This is a genomic window from Microbispora sitophila (genome assembly GCF_014892245.1).
GTDB lineage: Bacteria > Actinomycetota > Actinomycetes > Streptosporangiales > Streptosporangiaceae > Microbispora > Microbispora siamensis.
The window spans coordinates 143,507-157,479 of record NZ_JADBGC010000005.1 but is presented as its reverse complement, the minus strand read 5'-3'; the positions used below and the strand labels follow the sequence as shown (position 1 = coordinate 157,479).

Genomic DNA, 13,973 nt, shown 5'->3' with positions numbered 1-13,973 from the left:
CAGCCTGGCCGTTCACCCCGCCGAGGCCCGTGGTTAGGGCTCTCGGCTGCGGGTAGGCGCTTCCCAACCCTGGAAGGGAGGCAGGCCATGACCATCCAGAAGGAGTCGCTGTCCACGGGCGAACTCGTCCGCCGGCTGTCCGAGGACGTTTCCCGGCTGATCCGCGACGAACTGCGGCTGGCGCGGCTGGAAATGACTCGCAAGGGCAAACGCGCGGGCATGGGCGCGGGCCTGCTCGGCGCCGCGGGTCTGATCGCGTTCTACGGCGGAGGAGCCCTCGTGGCCACGGCGATCCTGGCGCTCGCGCTGGTGCTGCCGGCCTGGGCCAGCGCCCTGATCATAGGTGCCGCGCTGCTGGCGCTCGCCGGGCTGATCGCCCTGGTGGGCAAGGAGCAGGTGTCCCGGGCGGCGCCGCCCACTCCCGACGAGGCGATGCGCAGCCTCAAAGCAGACATCGACGTCATGAAGGAGAGTGCGCGCAGATGACCGAGACCGACCCCGGAGCGGCCCGGCCGAACGCCGGGACCGTGGGGGTGCACAGACAGGACGTGTCCGAGCCGGTCACCGAGCCGGAGTCGCTGAACGCCGTACGGCAGTCGAGGCCCGGTCCCGAGCCCGTCGCCGCGGCCCGGGACACCGAGACCGGACGGGAACACGAGGAGAAGGGGCACGACGAGATCGCCGAGGTCCGCCAGGAGATCGAGCGGACCCGCGACCACCTCGGCGACACGATCGAGGCCCTGGCCGCCAAGGCCGACGTGAAGGGGCGGGCGCAGGAACGCGTGCACGCGACCACCGCGGCCGCGCGGGCCAGGGTGGCCGGTGTCACCGGCCGCGTGCGCGAGGCCACGCCGGAGCCGCTGCGCGGAGCCGTCGGCAAGGTCGGCGAGCAGGCGAAGCGCCGTCCCGCCCTGATCGCCGCCGCCGGAGCCGCGGGCACCGCGCTGCTGCTGCTCCGCCGGATCACCCGGAGCCAGGGCCGCACGGCGAGGCCCGGCATGTCCGGGATGCTCCAGAAGCCGGGCATCTCTGGCAAGGCGGGCATGCGGGGGATCCGCGGCCTCGGCAGCGCCCGCATGGGCAGGGGAATGTTCGGCACCTCCGGCAAGATCGGCATGCCGCGTGGCGGAGCCCGGATGTTCGGCGCCAAGAGCAGGTTCGGCGGCATGGGCCCGCTCGGCGGCAAGGGTGCGTTCGGCGGCAAGGGTGCGTTCGGCGGGAGGAGAACGCGCGGCATGAGCATGCTCGGCCGCAAGAGCATGTTCGGCGGGACGAGCATGCGTGGCATGTTCGGCCGGTCCGGCATGTTCGGCGGTCGCCGGATGTTCCCGCAGGCACGTCGCACGCTCATGCGGAGGTTCGCCCACCGATGACCGACCCCGAGGACGAGCAGGGGCCGCTTGAGAGGCTGTCGCGCCGCGACTGGATCGGAGTCGTCAAGCGCACGGCCAAGGAGTTCAAGGAGGACAACGTCCCTGACTGGGCGGCCTCGCTGACGTACTACGCCGTCCTCTCGATCTTCCCCGGGCTCATCGTGCTGGTGTCGATACTCGGTCTGCTGGGGCAGAGCGCCACCGACCCGCTGCTCGGGAACATCAAGTCGCTGACGCCGGGGCCGGTCCAGCAGATGCTGCAGACCGGCCTCGCCAACGTCCAGGAGCACCAGGGCACCGCCGGGGTGTTCGCCGTCACGGGTCTGCTGCTCGCGCTGTGGGCGGCCTCCGGTTACATGGGGGCGTTCATCCGGGCGACCAACGCGATCTTCGACATTCGCGAGGGCCGTCCGTTCTGGAAGGTGACCCCGCTGCGGGTGGGGCTGACGCTCCTGCTGGTGATCCTGATGGCGGCCTCCGTGCTCGCCGTCACCTTCACCGGCCGCCTCGCCGAGATCGCGGGGAACCTGCTCGGCCTCGGGCCCGCCGCGGTGACGGTCTGGGGCATCGTGAAGTGGCCGGTCCTCGTGCTGCTCGCGGCGGGCATGATCACTCTGCTCTACTACGCCGCGCCCAACGTCCGCCAGCCCGGCGTGCGCTGGCTCAGCCCCGGCAGCCTGTTCGCCGTCGTGGCCTGGGTCGTGGTGTCCGCCGGCTTCGGGCTGTACGTCGCCCGGTTCGGCTCCTACAACAAGACGTACGGCACGCTCGCGGCCGTGGTCGTCTTCCTCATCTGGCTGTGGCTGTCGAACCTCGTCATCCTCAGCGGCGCGGAGCTCGACGCCGAGCTCCAGCGCGGCCGGAGGATCGCCGAAGGCGAGTCCCCCGCGGAGCCGTACGTCGACCCCCGTGATCCCCCGAAGGACCCCGAGCCCGAGGAAGGGCTGAGCGAGGCTCCCGGGACACGGCGCGAAGCGCGCCAGGAAGCCGACGCTCCTTAAGGCCCATGACATCGAAGTCTCGCCCCGACCGAGAGGCGTCGTGAGGAAAGGCCCGGCCCGGTGCCGGGCCTTTCTCATGGCTACGGCGCCCGCGTCCGGCCCTCGTCCGCGCCGGGCGGGGCGGCGGTGCGGCGGGCGCGGAGCGCGCGGACCCTGCCCCGGCTCGCGCACGCGGGGGACGGGCACCAGCGCCGGCGCCCCGGGGGGTCGATGAAGACGCCCCTGCAGTCGGGCTCGGGGCAGCTCTTCAGGGCCAGCCGGTCGGAGCCGGTCATCTGGTCCACCGCCTGGCGGGCGATCCGGGCCAGGGCGTGCGCCGTGGTCGCCGGGGGCTCGCGCCGCAGCCGGTCGTCCGCGCTCAGCCGGATTGGATCGTCGTGCTCGCCGAGGAAGGCGGCCAGGTGGGCCACGGCGTCCGCCGGTGGCGGCCGCTCCTCGACGGTGGCCAGCGCGAGCGTACGCAGTGCCTCCCGCAGCGCCCACGTGCGGTGCAGGTCGTCCTGGCCGGGTGGCCGGGCGGGGGACAGCTCGCACCGCTCCAGCCACTCCGCCAAGCGGGCGGGAGTGGCCAGCCGTTCCACCGGCGCCACGCTGAACGTGCGGCCTTTGGTGGCGAGCAGGTTCAACCAGACGGCGCCGCAGTCGAAGCGGAAGGCGAGCTTGTCGTCTCTGGTCACGAAATCAGGGTAACGCTTCAGCCGTTACATCCACTACAGTCCTCCTCGTAACGCCCGAAGCGTTACATCGGCGAGGAGGAGTGGGACGTGACGACGAGGCAGGAGTCGCGGGAGCGGCTGACACGGACCCGGCTGGACCGCGAGGAGGGATACCGGCTGCTCGGCCTCCTGCAGGACGAGGCGCTCGGCGACGCGGAGCGGGAGTCCGGACGGTGACGGCGGCCATCCGGACCGTGCTCGGAGACATATCGCCCGAGGACCTGGGGGTCTGCGACGCCCACGATCACCTGTTCCTCGCCTCGCCCGCCCTGCCGGGGCAGGAGCTGGACGACGCCGGGGCCGCGCTCGCCGAGCTCGACGCCTTCGCCGCTCTCGGCGGGCGTGCGGTGGTGCAGTGGACCCCCTGGGGCTTGGGGGCGCGGGCGGGAGAACTGCCGGGCCTGTCCCGGCGGTCCGGCGTGCACATCGTCTCCGCCACCGGGCTGCACCAGGCCGGGCACTACGACCGGGACGAGTTGCGGCGCGTCCACGGCGGGCTGGCCGGCCTGTTCGTCCGCGAGCTCACCGCCGCTCCGGTGAGAGCCGGCCTGATCAAGGTCGCCGGCGCCTATCATCGGCTCGACGACCACGCGCGGCACGTCATGACCGCCGCCGCTGAGGCGCACCAGGCCACCGACGCGCCCATCGGCGTCCACCTGGAGGCCGGAACCGCGGCCATGGACGTGCTCGACCTGCTGTGCCGTACGCACGGGGTCCCTCCGCACCGCGTGATCCTCGGGCACCTGCACCGCTTCCCGGACACGCGCATCCACCGGGAGGCCGCCGAGGCCGGCGCCTTCCTGGCGTTCGACGGTCCTTCTCGGGCGCACCACGGCGGCGATTGGCGCCTGCTGGACTGCATCGAGGCGCTCGCCGGCGCGGGACACTCCCGCCAGATCCTGCTCGGCGGTGACACGGTCACCGCGGCGGCCCGGTCCGGCGCAGACGGCCCGGGCATGCCGTTCCTGCTCGGCGGCCTGCGCCCGCGGATCGAGCGGGAGCTCGGCCCCGGCCTCGCATCGGCGATCTTCGTCGAGAATCCGGCCCGGGCGTTCGCGGTCCACTGGCGGCGGCCGTGACCCCGGGAAGGCTCGGTCGACCCATGGCCCCGCCTTCTCGACCGGAAGAGAGGGCGGGGCCGGTCGGTGGCAGCCCGACAAAATCCGAACGCTGCCGCTTTGCCGAAACCCGACCGTGGGACACGCGTGACGGTGCCCGGCGGGCTCATCCCGCCGGGAGCTGATCCAGAATAGTATTCTGGTGTGACGGTCCATGAAGCCCGCATCGGGCGCTACTACGAGGACTTCGTGGTCGGCGACGTCTACCAGCACCCGCTCGGCCGGACGATCAGCGAGGCCGACAACACCTGGTTCACGCTGCTGACGATGAACACCAACCAGAACCATTTCAACGCGCATTTCGCCGCTCGGGCTCCGGTCGGGAAGATCATCGTGAACTCGGGGCTCTCGGTGGCGATCGTGCTCGGGCTGTCGGTCGTCGACGTCAGCCAGACGGCCATGATGAACCTCGGCTGGGACGAGATCAGGCTGACCCACCCGGTCTTCGTGGGCGACACGCTGTACGCCGAGTCGATCGTGGTGGACAAGCGCGAGTCGAGGTCCCGGCCGTACGCCGGCATCGTCACCTGCCGCACCCGTGGCCTGAACCAGGACGGGGACGAGGTGATGTCGTGGCGGCGCGCGGTGATGGTCTACAAGCGCGACGCGCCGCACGACAAGGGGTATTTCCCGCGTGCCAAGACCGGCCCGATGGAGGCGTAGTGGACTTCGAACTGAACGAGGAGCAGCGGCTGTTCCGGCAGACGCTGCGGGAGTTCGTGGACAAGGAGATCGTCCCCGTCGCCTCCGAGTGGGAGCGCAGCGGGCGCTACCCGGAGGAGATCGTCCGGCGGTTCGCGCAACTGGGACTGTTCGGCATCACCGTCCCGGAGGAGTACGGCGGGCTCGACCTCGACCGGGTGTCGTTCGCCCTCGTCTTCGAGGAGATCGCCCGGGGCTGGATGGGCGTGGCGGGCATCCTTGGCTCCCACTCCCTGTCCACCTGGATGATCGCCAGATACGGCACCGAGGAGCAGCGCCGCCACTATCTACCCGACCTGGCCACCGGCGCCCGCCGTACCGGGATCGCGCTGACGGAGCCGGGCGCGGGGACCGATCTGCAGGGCATCGCCACCCGGGCGGTCCGCGACGGCGACCACTACGTCGTCACCGGGGCCAAGACGTGGATCACCAACGCGCGGCACGCCGACCCGCTGCCCGTCCTGGTGAAGACCTCGATCGAGACACCCGCCCACCGCGGGATGTCGGTGCTGCTGGTGGACGCCGGCAGCGAGGGCCTGACCGTCAGCCGCGACCTGCCCAAGCTGGGCTACAAGGGCACCGAGACGTGCGAGGTCGTCCTCGACGGTGTGCGCGTGCCGGCGTCGCGGCTGCTCGGCGGCACGGAGGGGCGCGGCATGCAGCAGGTGCTGTCGGCGCTCGAACTCGGCCGCCTCAACATCGCCGCCCGGGCCGTCGGCGTCGCCCAGTGCGCCTACGACGCGGCCCTGGGGTACGCCCGCGAACGGCGCGCGTTCGGGCAGCCCATCGCCGGCTTCCAGGCGATCCAGCTCAAGCTGGCCGACATGGCGACCGAGATCCAGGCGGCCAGGCTCATGACCTACTGGGCCGCCGTGCGGTCGGAGGCGGGGCCGGTGCGCAGCGAGGCCGCGATGGCGAAGTACTTCGCCTCGGAGGTGGCGCTCAGGGCGACGATGGAGGCGATGCGGATCCACGGCGGGTACGGCTACTCCCAGGAGTTCGTGGTCGAGCGTCTCTATCGGGACGCGCCGCTCATGGCGATCGGGGAGGGCACCAACGACGTGCAGCGGCTGATCATCGCCAAGACCCTCGTCGAGGGCGACGCCACGCTCGGCTGGTGACCGTGGGCGGCTGCGTGTTCTGCGAGATCGCGGCGGGGGAGCGGCCCGCCCACGTGGTCCTCGACGACGAGGTGGCGGCGGCCTTCCTCGACACCCGGCCGGTGTTCAAGGGGCACGTGCTCGTCGTGCCGCGCGGCCACGTCGAGACCCTGCCGGACCTTCCGGCGGAGGAGGTCGGACCGTTCTTCGCCCGGGTCCAGGCCGTCGCGCGGGCGGTCGAGGCGGGCACCGGCGCGGCCGGCACGTTCGTCGCGATGAACAACCGCATCAGTCAGAGCGTGCCCCACCTGCACGTCCACGTCGTGCCGCGCAACCGCAAGGACGGCCTGCGCGGCTTCTTCTGGCCCCGCGTCACGTACGACGGGGACGCCGAGATCGAGGACTACGCCGCCCGCATCCGCGCCGTGCTGGGCGAGTCTCCCCGCCCGTGAATCTACGACGTAAAGGCCAAGCCATGGACTTCCTCCGCACCCCCGACGAGCGCTTCGCCGACCTGCCCGACTTCCCCTACGAGCCCCGCTACGCCGAGGTGACCGGCGGGGCCCGCATGGCGTACGTCGAGGCGGGCCCGGCGGACGGCCCGCCGGTGCTGCTGCTGCACGGGGAGCCGAGCTGGTCGTTCCTCTACCGGCACGTGATGGCCGTGCTGGCCGAGGCGGGCTGCCGGGCCGTCGCCCCCGACCTGGTGGGCTTCGGCCGGTCGGACAAACCGTCCCGCCCGGAGGACCACACGTACGCCCGGCACGTGGAGTGGACGCGGTCGCTCGCCTTCGACGCGCTCGACCTGCGCGGCGTGACGCTGGTCGGCCAGGACTGGGGCGGGCTGATCGGGCTGCGGCTCGTGGCCGAGCACCCGGACCGCTTCGCCCGGGTCGTCGCCGCCAACACCGGCCTGCCGACCGGCGACATCCCGATGCCCGAGGTGTGGCACCGCTTCCGGGAGGCCGTCGAGAAGGCGCCCGCGCTCGACATCGCCCGGTTCATCCAGTCGGGCTGCGTCACCGGCCTGCCCGAGCCCGTACGGCGGGCCTACGACGCGCCGTTCCCCTCAGAGGAGCTCAAGGCGGGGCCGCGGGCGATGCCGGGCCTGGTGCCGATCACCCCCGACGACCCGGCCGCTCCCGCCAACCGCGCCGCCTGGCAGACCCTCGTCACCCTCGACCTGCCGTTCCTCGTCGCGTTCTCCGACCGCGACCCCATCACCGGCGGGATGGCGCCGATCCTGAAGAAGTCCATGCGCGGCGCGGCCGGACTCGACCACCCCGTCATCGCCGGCGCCGGCCACTTCCTGCAGGAGGACGCGGGCCGCGAGCTGGGCGAGGCCGTCGCCGCGTTCGTCCGCAAGACGCCCGCCCGGTAGGCCCCGGGATCGCCGGCGCCGCCGGGGGGTCTTCGCCGCGCGAAGCGCTGTCACACCTGCCTGTACGGCTCCCACAGGGCCGCGAGCACCGCCACGACCGCGAGGGCCGGGACCTGTATGACCACGATGCCGTTGCGTCCACGCCGCCGGGCGACGACCAGACTGGCGGCCAGGATCGCGGCCACGACGGTGTAGGAGCCGTACGCGACGGTGGAGCGGAAATCCATCTCCGCCTGCCACTGCGCGAAAGTAGGGTCCCCGCCCGAGCAGAACACCGCGCCGCCGTCGCACAGCACACCGCGGTCGCGTGCCCGGCCGATGGTGTGCCCCGCGGCCATCAACAGGACGAGATCCATGATCAGGATTGCGACGGCGGTGATGACACGTGCGGCGGGATGGTCCGTCTTCACGAAAATGAGCCTAAGAGCGTGTTTGAGAAGGGTCGATAACGGTCTGCGCATCTCACCGCCGTAACTGCCTTCGGATCGCGATCATGGTTGGGTGCCACGTGAGCGCCGCTATCCCTCCGACCTGACCGACGCCCAATGGGCTCTGGTCGAGCCGCTGCTTCCCGCACCCAACACCCGGCGGGAGGCCGGAGAAGCATCCGCGCCGGGACATCGTCGATGCGATCCTGTACGTGGTGCGTACCGGGTGCGCCTGGCGTCAGTTGCCGTTCGACTCCCCGCCCTGGCAGGCCGTGTACTGGTACTTCGTCTACGACACGACGAGCGTTTGCATCTAGATGATCGATCGCCGCCCGGGCCGTCGGCGTCGCCCAGTGCGCCTACGACGCGGCCCTGGGGTACGCCCGCGAACGGCGCGCGTTCGGGCAGCCCATCGCCGGCTTCCAGGCGATCCAGCTCAAGCTGGCCGACATGGCGACCGAGATCCAGGCGGCCAGGCTCATGACCTACTGGGCCGCCGTGCGGTCGGAGGCGGGGCCGGTGCGCAGCGAGGCCGCGATGGCGAAGTACTTCGCCTCGGAGGTGGCGCTCAGGGCGACGATGGAGTGGCACAACGACCAGAGCGGACAGCCCGTCCTGCGCTCACTGACCGCCTACGACCACTAACCCTCCGGACCGATCATGTACTTGGACGGTGCCAGCGTGCGCAGGACATCGAACTCGTTGCCCTCGGGATCGGCCATGACCACCCAGCTCCGGCCGGAGCCCTGCCCCACGTCCACCTTGGCGGCGCCGAGGCCGAGCAGCCTGGCCACCTCGTCGTCGGTACTGCCGTCGATCGGGCTGACGTCGAGGTGGAGCCGGTTCTTCACGGTCTTGCCCTCAGGCACCCGGATGAACACCAGAGTGGGCGGCATCTGGCGGGCCCGGACCTCCTCGACGGTCGGCTCCCAGGAGCCGATCTCGACCTTGCCCTCGCTCCGGTCGATCACCTTGAAGTCCAGGACCGCGCACCAGAAGGCCGCGAGTCGCTCCGGATCGTGGCAGTCGACAACCAACTCGGTGAACCTACTGGTCATGACTCCCCCAGACAGTGCGGACGGGGACTTAGCCTATGGGGCCGCGCCACCCGTCCGGCAAGTCCGGGATCGCTACGACCACTAACCCTTGGAAGCGATCATCTAGCCGCGACCCTAGTGGTTGATTCGATCAGGCCGCGAGGGTGAGTTCACGGAGCCGTATCAAGGGTGTCGATCTGATGATCGGGGTTCTGACCGGCGGTGAGACCCGCGCGTAGCCGATGAGCATGGTGTCGGAGGCGATTCCCCGAGCTGCGGCTGGCGGGCGACCCTGAGCCCGGGGTGGCTCGGCTGCCGGACGCGGCGGCTGAGAGCCGAGCCCCTGCTGTGTGACTGCTTCTGGCAGAGGCGCCGTGGCGGAACCGGGTGTCACTTGGTCCAGATGGCGGCGTAGATTCCGTTTTCGACGCTGATCTGGAACGGGTAGAAACCCTTGGCCTTCAGTTCGTTGAACCGGCTCTGGTAGCCGGCGGCGGTCATGCCGACATAGGAGTACCAGGAGCCGGGCTTGTCGTCGTCGCGCCAGACGGTGGTGTAGCGGGCGTTGGGCCACACCGTGATGACGGTGGGGCGCCACGCGCCCAGCGCCGTCGCCTCTTTGAACTCGACATTGTGCTTTTCCTGGGTCAGGGCGTAGCTGACATGCCATCCGAAGCCGCCGGGCTTGGAGGACCAGACCGCAACATATCGAGGGGCATCAGCGGTGCCGTACACGTCAACCGAGGTCAGCCACAGGCCGTCCTTGCGGGCGGTTGCGGTGGTGCTGTCCAGCTCTTTAGGGGTGATGTTGTGCTTGGCGATGTACCGAACGCCTGGCTTTTTTACAAAGATGGCGGCGAAGCGGGCGCCTGCGCCGGAGCCGGTGGCGCTGACCACGGCGGGCAGGTAGCCCTGGGCGGTGTACTGGTCGAAGCGCGTCTGGTAGCCCGCTGAGGACATGTCCTGGTACATGGCCCAGGGGAGGTCAGCGCCCATGGCGCCACCAGAGGTCGACCACACCGCGGCGTAGCGGGAGCGGCCCGAGCTGTCGGTTGAGATGCTGACCGTGATGGGCTGGTAGCCCTGTGCGGACAGGGTATTGAACCGCTCGGTCTGCTGGGCCGAGGTGAGTCCGTGGTAGGCGACAATCGACGGTGCCGTCTGCGCATGCGCATTCTGCGCCTGGGTGGCGCCTGCAGGCGTCGCCTGTGCGGGCGCCGCCACCGAGATGGCGGCGGCGGTCACGGTCAGGACGGCTGCGACGTTCTTGAGGGTACGCATGACTCTCCTGATTAGGTGGTCGTTCCCGATGAGGTGGTCGCCGGGCATGATCCCGGCGGCGGCGGAGGAGTCCGGAACGGAGACGGGGAGTCCGGCGGCCGCGAGTGCGGCCACTGCGAGGACGGCGCGTTTTTTTTGGTCTTCTCCTTGGTGTCGGAGTCCGGGTCGAGCCCGTGATCGCCGGGGTCGGTGGCTGACTCTTGCGTCCCATCCGCAGGCCGGGCCCTTTGTGAGTGAGCGCCGCCGGCAAGCACGATCCAGCCCTGCCGCGTGGGTGTGATCCTCCGGGGTTGCCCCCGGAAGGATCATGGGATCCGCCCCGGCCTCAGCAGTGCTTGCTCAGTGACATGTGCTTGACGAGGTCGAACAGGGAGGGGTCGAACTCGCCCCAGGCGATCCATCGGTAGCTTCGCGTATGGTTGGGCAGGTTCTTGACGAATTTGGTGCTGCTGCTTCGGTACACCCGTATGTCGCCGAGCACGGCCTTGCGCCCGTCCAGCAGATGCGCCCACATCAGCCAGGCGTCGTTGTCGTCAAGACTGAAGACCGTGGCGTCCAGGCGCGCCGTGCCGTCCGAGTACAGAGTCCATTTGGCGCCGGGTTCGATCGTGCATGAGCCCGCGGTGAGGTAACCCCTCCAGGTGAACGTCACCTGATCGGGGGTGGACGCGTTGGCTGTCCCGGTGGTGGGGAGCGCCAGCGCGAGGGTGAGGGCACCCATGCTCGCGGCTACACCTGCTACCCTTCGGATGCTTTTCACGGCGCCTTCCTTTCGTTGGCAGCTGTTGATAGCTGACGGTCGTTGATCGGGTGGAGCATGGTGGTCTTTACACATCACTGCTACGGCCACTGGGTTGCAAATCGCTTGATTAGCGCTTTCGCACGCTCCTATAGAGCGTGTTCGAGAAGGGTCGATAACGGTCTGCGCATCTCGCTGCTGTGACCGTCGGCGGATCGCGATCATGGTTGGGTGCCACGTGAGCGCCGCTACCCCTCCGACCTGACCGACGCCCAATGGGCGCTGGTCGAGCCGCTGCTACCCGCGCCGAACACGGGTGGAAGACCGGAGAAGCACCCGCGCCGCGACATCGTGGACGCCGTCTTGTACGTGGTGCGGACGGGCTGCGCCTGGCGGCAGTTGCCGTTCGACTTCCCGCCCTGATAGACCGTGTACTGGTATTTCGTCCGCTGGGAAGAAGCCAAGGTCACCGAGCGCGCGAAACGAGCCTAAGGTCCCCCGACCGGACGCCCTCGCCCGAACGTCCCGGCGCGTGGTGAGGACCGTTCACCGCCGCGCGAGCGGGCGGGCGGCGGACGGGGGGTAGGCTGCGGCGGCGTGGAACCGGTCGTCACCGCGCTCGTCGTCGCCGTCCTCGTCGCCGTGCCGGCCGTCGTGCTGTGGCGGGTGCTGCGTGGCCGGCGCGACCTCGGCAGCAGCCCCGCCGAACGGGCGACGTTCGAGACGCTGCACACCGCGTCGCTGGCCGCGCCGCCGCTGCGCGCCGGGCTGACCCAGGCCGGGACGCTCAAGGCGTCACGGCACCTGCGTGAGCTGCTCGGCTCCCCGGCCATCGCCATCACCAACGGCGAGGAGTTGCTGGTGTACGACGGCGCGGGCGACCACCACGCGGCCGAGGCGTTCGAGCATGCCGCGGAGACGCTGAAGGACGGGCGCACCCAGGTGCTCGCACTCGACTGCCCGCGGCCCGAGTGCCCCGTCAGGCACGCCGTGGTCGTGCCGCTCACCACCGACGACCGCGTCGTCGGCTCGCTCGCGGCGTACGGCGACCACGCCTCGGCGGGGCTCGTGCGGGCGGCGCAGGAGGTCGCGCGGTGGGTCGACTCCCAGCTGGAGCTGGCCGAGCTCGACCGCTCCCGGACGATGCTGATGGAGGCGGAGGTCCGGGCGCTGCGGGCGCAGATCTCGCCCCACTTCATCTACAACTCGCTGACCACCATCGCGTCGTTCGTCCGCACCGACCCGGAGCGGGCCAGGGAGCTGCTGCTGGAGTTCGCCGACTTCACCCGCTATTCCTTCCGGCGGCACGGCGACTTCACCACACTGGCCGAAGAACTGCGCTCGATCGACCGCTACCTCACGCTCGAGCGGGCCAGGTTCGGCGACCAGCTCCAGGTCACGCTGCGCATCGCGCCGGAGGTGCTGCCCGTGGCCGTGCCGTTCCTGTGCCTGCAGCCGCTGGTGGAGAACGCCGTACGGCACGGTCTGGAGGCCAAGCCGGGCGTGGGCCGCATCACGATCGTCGCCGAGGACGCGGGCGCGGAGTGCGGCATCACCGTCGAGGACGACGGCGTCGGCATGGACCCGGAACGGCTGCGGCGGGTGCTCGCCGGGGAGGACCGCTCGGGCGCGGGCGGCATCGGCGTGGCCAACGTGGACGAGCGGCTGCGCCAGGTCTACGGCGACGAGTACGGCCTCGTGGTGGAGACAGGCGAGGGCGCCGGCACCAAGGTCACCGTGCGGATCCCCAAGTATCATCCCGGGGCCTCCCTCCACTGACACCGTCTCGTGACAACGGGAGGCGTTGACTTACCGACGTTGTGGTCATCACTCTCTAGGGGATCGGTCGGTGAAAGGGGTGATCGTGAGCGGTCTGCGGGTTCTGGCGGTGGACGACGAGCAGCCCGCGCTGGAGGACGTCGCCTACCTGCTGCGCGCGGATCCCCGCATCGGCGACGTGCTCACCGCCCGCGACGGGGCCGCCGCGCTCCGGCTGCTCGACCGCGCCATCGCGGACGGCAGGCCGGTGGACGCGGTCTTCCTCGACATCCGCATGCGTGGGCTCGACGGGGTGGTGCTGGGCCGGCTGCTGACCCAGTTCACCCGCCCGCCGAAGATCGTTTTCGTGACGGCGTACGAGGACCACGCCGTGGACGCCTTCGAGCTGAAGGCCGAGGACTACCTGCTCAAGCCCGTACGGCCGGAGCGGCTCGCCGAGGCGATCCGCCGGGTGTGCGGCAGCCGGGGCGAGGCGGGGGAGGGGCCGCAGGCGGACACGATCCCGGTCGAGCTGGGCGGCGTCACCCGGTTCGTGGCGAGCACGGAGGTGCGCTACGTCGAAGCGCAGGGCGACTACGCGCGGCTGCACACGGCGACCGGCAGCCACCTGGTCCGCATCCCGCTGGCCACGCTGGAGGAGCGCTGGGCGTCGGCGGGGTTCCTGCGCGTCCACCGCAGCCACCTCGTCGCGGTCAAGCACATCGACGAGCTGCACATCGACTCGGGCAAGTGCGTGGTGCGGGTGGGGGACACCGAGATCCCGGTGAGCCGCCGCCACACCCGGGAGCTGCGCGACCTGCTCGTCCGCCGGGCCCGCAGGGGCCAGGGCCGGTGAGCGGGCGGTGAGGGCGCGATGACCGGCAAACCCCGCAGGGCGGCGGCGGCCGGCACGCGCGGGCAGGGCGAGGGGGCGGCGGCGACCGGAAAGCCCCGCAGGGTGGTGGTGACCAGCCCGCGCACTGCGGCGGCCCGCAGGCCGCGGCATCCGCTCACCCGGGAGATCGACGAGCAGACCCGCCTGGGCGAGGTCTACATGGGCTCCCTGGTGCGGACCCAGTTCCGCCTGGCGCTGTTCGTGTGCACCCTGCTCGCCTGCGTCGTGGGCGGGTTGCCGCTGCTGTTCCTGCTGGCCCCGGAGCTGCGCGCGGCCGAGCTGTTCGGGCTGCCGCTGCCCTGGGTCGTGCTCGCGGGGCTGATCTACCCCGCGTTCGTCGGCGGCGCCTGGCTGTACGTGCGGCAGGCCGAACGCAACGAGCGCGACTTCGCCGACATCGTGGAACGGCGATGAGGACGGTTCGCCGATGAGAGCGGTGCGGGC

General features: G+C 70.9%; 18 protein-coding genes and 2 pseudogenes. 15 read left to right on the top strand and 5 right to left on the bottom strand.

The window, feature by feature from the left end; genetic code table 11:
* Nucleotides 1–87: 87 nt before the first annotated feature.
* The 3 genes from IL992_RS10925 to IL992_RS10915 are packed head-to-tail and all read left to right on the top strand — an operon-like array spanning nucleotide 88 to nucleotide 2,374.
* Nucleotides 88–486 (top strand): phage holin family protein, encoded by a 399-nt coding sequence (locus IL992_RS10925; protein ID WP_193203215.1) that lies wholly within the window; start codon nucleotides 88–90, stop codon nucleotides 484–486.
* Nucleotides 483–1,373, top strand: coding sequence for a DUF3618 domain-containing protein (locus IL992_RS10920; protein WP_193203214.1), 891 nt, complete (start codon nucleotides 483–485; stop codon nucleotides 1,371–1,373). The genes IL992_RS10925 and IL992_RS10920 overlap by 4 nt, the downstream gene beginning before the upstream one ends.
* Nucleotides 1,370–2,374 (top strand): YihY/virulence factor BrkB family protein, encoded by a 1,005-nt coding sequence (locus IL992_RS10915; protein WP_193203213.1) that lies wholly within the window; start codon nucleotides 1,370–1,372, stop codon nucleotides 2,372–2,374. Before IL992_RS10920 ends, IL992_RS10915 begins: the two co-directional genes overlap by 4 nt.
* 80 nt (nucleotides 2,375–2,454) lie before the next feature.
* On the opposite strand, the gene IL992_RS10910 is transcribed toward IL992_RS10915, so the two are convergent.
* On the bottom strand, nucleotides 2,455–3,051 hold the full coding sequence (locus IL992_RS10910; protein WP_193203212.1) for a CGNR zinc finger domain-containing protein: 597 nt from the start codon (nucleotides 3,049–3,051) through the stop codon (nucleotides 2,455–2,457).
* 87 nt (nucleotides 3,052–3,138) lie between these two features.
* On the opposite strand from IL992_RS10910, the gene IL992_RS47560 reads away from it, so the two are divergent.
* The 6 genes from IL992_RS47560 to IL992_RS10885 all read left to right on the top strand — a co-directional run bounded on the left by IL992_RS47560 (nucleotide 3,139) and on the right by IL992_RS10885 (nucleotide 7,391).
* Nucleotides 3,139–3,267 carry a hypothetical protein gene (locus IL992_RS47560; RefSeq protein WP_264294960.1) on the top strand — a complete coding sequence of 43 codons (129 nt, stop codon included), beginning with the start codon at nucleotides 3,139–3,141 and terminating at the stop codon, nucleotides 3,265–3,267.
* Nucleotides 3,264–4,169 (top strand): phosphotriesterase family protein, encoded by a 906-nt coding sequence (locus tag IL992_RS10905; RefSeq protein ID WP_193203211.1) that lies wholly within the window; start codon nucleotides 3,264–3,266, stop codon nucleotides 4,167–4,169. The genes IL992_RS47560 and IL992_RS10905 overlap by 4 nt, the downstream gene beginning before the upstream one ends.
* A 183-nt stretch (nucleotides 4,170–4,352) precedes the next feature.
* Complete coding sequence (locus tag IL992_RS10900; RefSeq protein ID WP_193203210.1) at nucleotides 4,353–4,871, top strand: MaoC family dehydratase; 519 nt, start codon at nucleotides 4,353–4,355, stop codon at nucleotides 4,869–4,871.
* Complete coding sequence (locus IL992_RS10895; protein WP_193203209.1) at nucleotides 4,871–6,031, top strand: acyl-CoA dehydrogenase family protein; 1,161 nt, start codon at nucleotides 4,871–4,873, stop codon at nucleotides 6,029–6,031. The genes IL992_RS10900 and IL992_RS10895 overlap by 1 nt, the downstream gene beginning before the upstream one ends.
* A complete protein-coding gene (locus tag IL992_RS10890; RefSeq protein ID WP_319018473.1) occupies nucleotides 6,028–6,462 on the top strand; it encodes an HIT family protein in 435 nt (144 codons plus the stop codon). The genes IL992_RS10895 and IL992_RS10890 overlap by 4 nt, the downstream gene beginning before the upstream one ends.
* 23 nt (nucleotides 6,463–6,485) lie before the next feature.
* A complete protein-coding gene (locus IL992_RS10885) occupies nucleotides 6,486–7,391 on the top strand; it encodes a haloalkane dehalogenase (RefSeq protein ID WP_193203208.1) in 906 nt (301 codons plus the stop codon).
* 50 nt (nucleotides 7,392–7,441) lie between these two features.
* Here IL992_RS10885 and IL992_RS10880 read toward each other — a convergent pair whose 3' ends face one another.
* Nucleotides 7,442–7,801, bottom strand: coding sequence for a hypothetical protein (locus tag IL992_RS10880; protein ID WP_193203207.1), 360 nt, complete (start codon nucleotides 7,799–7,801; stop codon nucleotides 7,442–7,444).
* 64 nt (nucleotides 7,802–7,865) lie between these two features.
* On the opposite strand from IL992_RS10880, the pseudogene IL992_RS10875 reads away from it, so the two are divergent.
* Nucleotides 7,866–8,106, top strand: a pseudogene (locus IL992_RS10875) (transposase); the annotation flags it as partial.
* Between the two features lie 37 nt (nucleotides 8,107–8,143).
* Nucleotides 8,144–8,464, top strand: a complete 321-nt coding sequence (locus IL992_RS10870; protein ID WP_319018499.1) for an acyl-CoA dehydrogenase family protein — start codon at nucleotides 8,144–8,146, stop codon at nucleotides 8,462–8,464.
* Here the strand turns inward: IL992_RS10870 and IL992_RS10865 are convergent.
* The 3 genes from IL992_RS10865 to IL992_RS10855 form a co-directional block, all read right to left on the bottom strand.
* Entirely contained in the window at nucleotides 8,461–8,877 is a 417-nt protein-coding gene (locus tag IL992_RS10865) for a VOC family protein (protein ID WP_193203206.1), read from the bottom strand. The two genes, IL992_RS10870 and IL992_RS10865, sit on opposite strands and share 4 nt — an antisense overlap.
* A gap of 369 nt (nucleotides 8,878–9,246) precedes the next feature.
* Complete coding sequence (locus IL992_RS10860) at nucleotides 9,247–10,137, bottom strand: hypothetical protein (protein ID WP_193203205.1); 891 nt, start codon at nucleotides 10,135–10,137, stop codon at nucleotides 9,247–9,249.
* Nucleotides 10,138–10,462: 325 nt separating this feature from the next.
* Complete coding sequence (locus tag IL992_RS10855; protein WP_193203204.1) at nucleotides 10,463–10,858, bottom strand: DUF6294 family protein; 396 nt, start codon at nucleotides 10,856–10,858, stop codon at nucleotides 10,463–10,465.
* 249 nt (nucleotides 10,859–11,107) lie between these two features.
* Here IL992_RS10855 and IL992_RS10850 point away from each other — a divergent pair.
* The 4 genes and pseudogenes from IL992_RS10850 to IL992_RS10835 form a co-directional block, all read left to right on the top strand.
* Nucleotides 11,108–11,296, top strand: a pseudogene (locus IL992_RS10850) (transposase); the annotation flags it as partial.
* A gap of 177 nt (nucleotides 11,297–11,473) precedes the next feature.
* Nucleotides 11,474–12,655 carry a sensor histidine kinase gene (locus tag IL992_RS10845; RefSeq protein ID WP_193203203.1) on the top strand — a complete coding sequence of 394 codons (1,182 nt, stop codon included), beginning with the start codon at nucleotides 11,474–11,476 and terminating at the stop codon, nucleotides 12,653–12,655.
* Between the two features lie 85 nt (nucleotides 12,656–12,740).
* On the top strand, nucleotides 12,741–13,490 hold the full coding sequence (locus IL992_RS10840) for a LytR/AlgR family response regulator transcription factor (protein WP_193203202.1): 750 nt from the start codon (nucleotides 12,741–12,743) through the stop codon (nucleotides 13,488–13,490).
* Between the two features lie 18 nt (nucleotides 13,491–13,508).
* Nucleotides 13,509–13,943, top strand: coding sequence for a DUF485 domain-containing protein (locus tag IL992_RS10835; RefSeq protein WP_226872705.1), 435 nt, complete (start codon nucleotides 13,509–13,511; stop codon nucleotides 13,941–13,943).
* Nucleotides 13,944–13,973 lie beyond the last annotated feature (30 nt).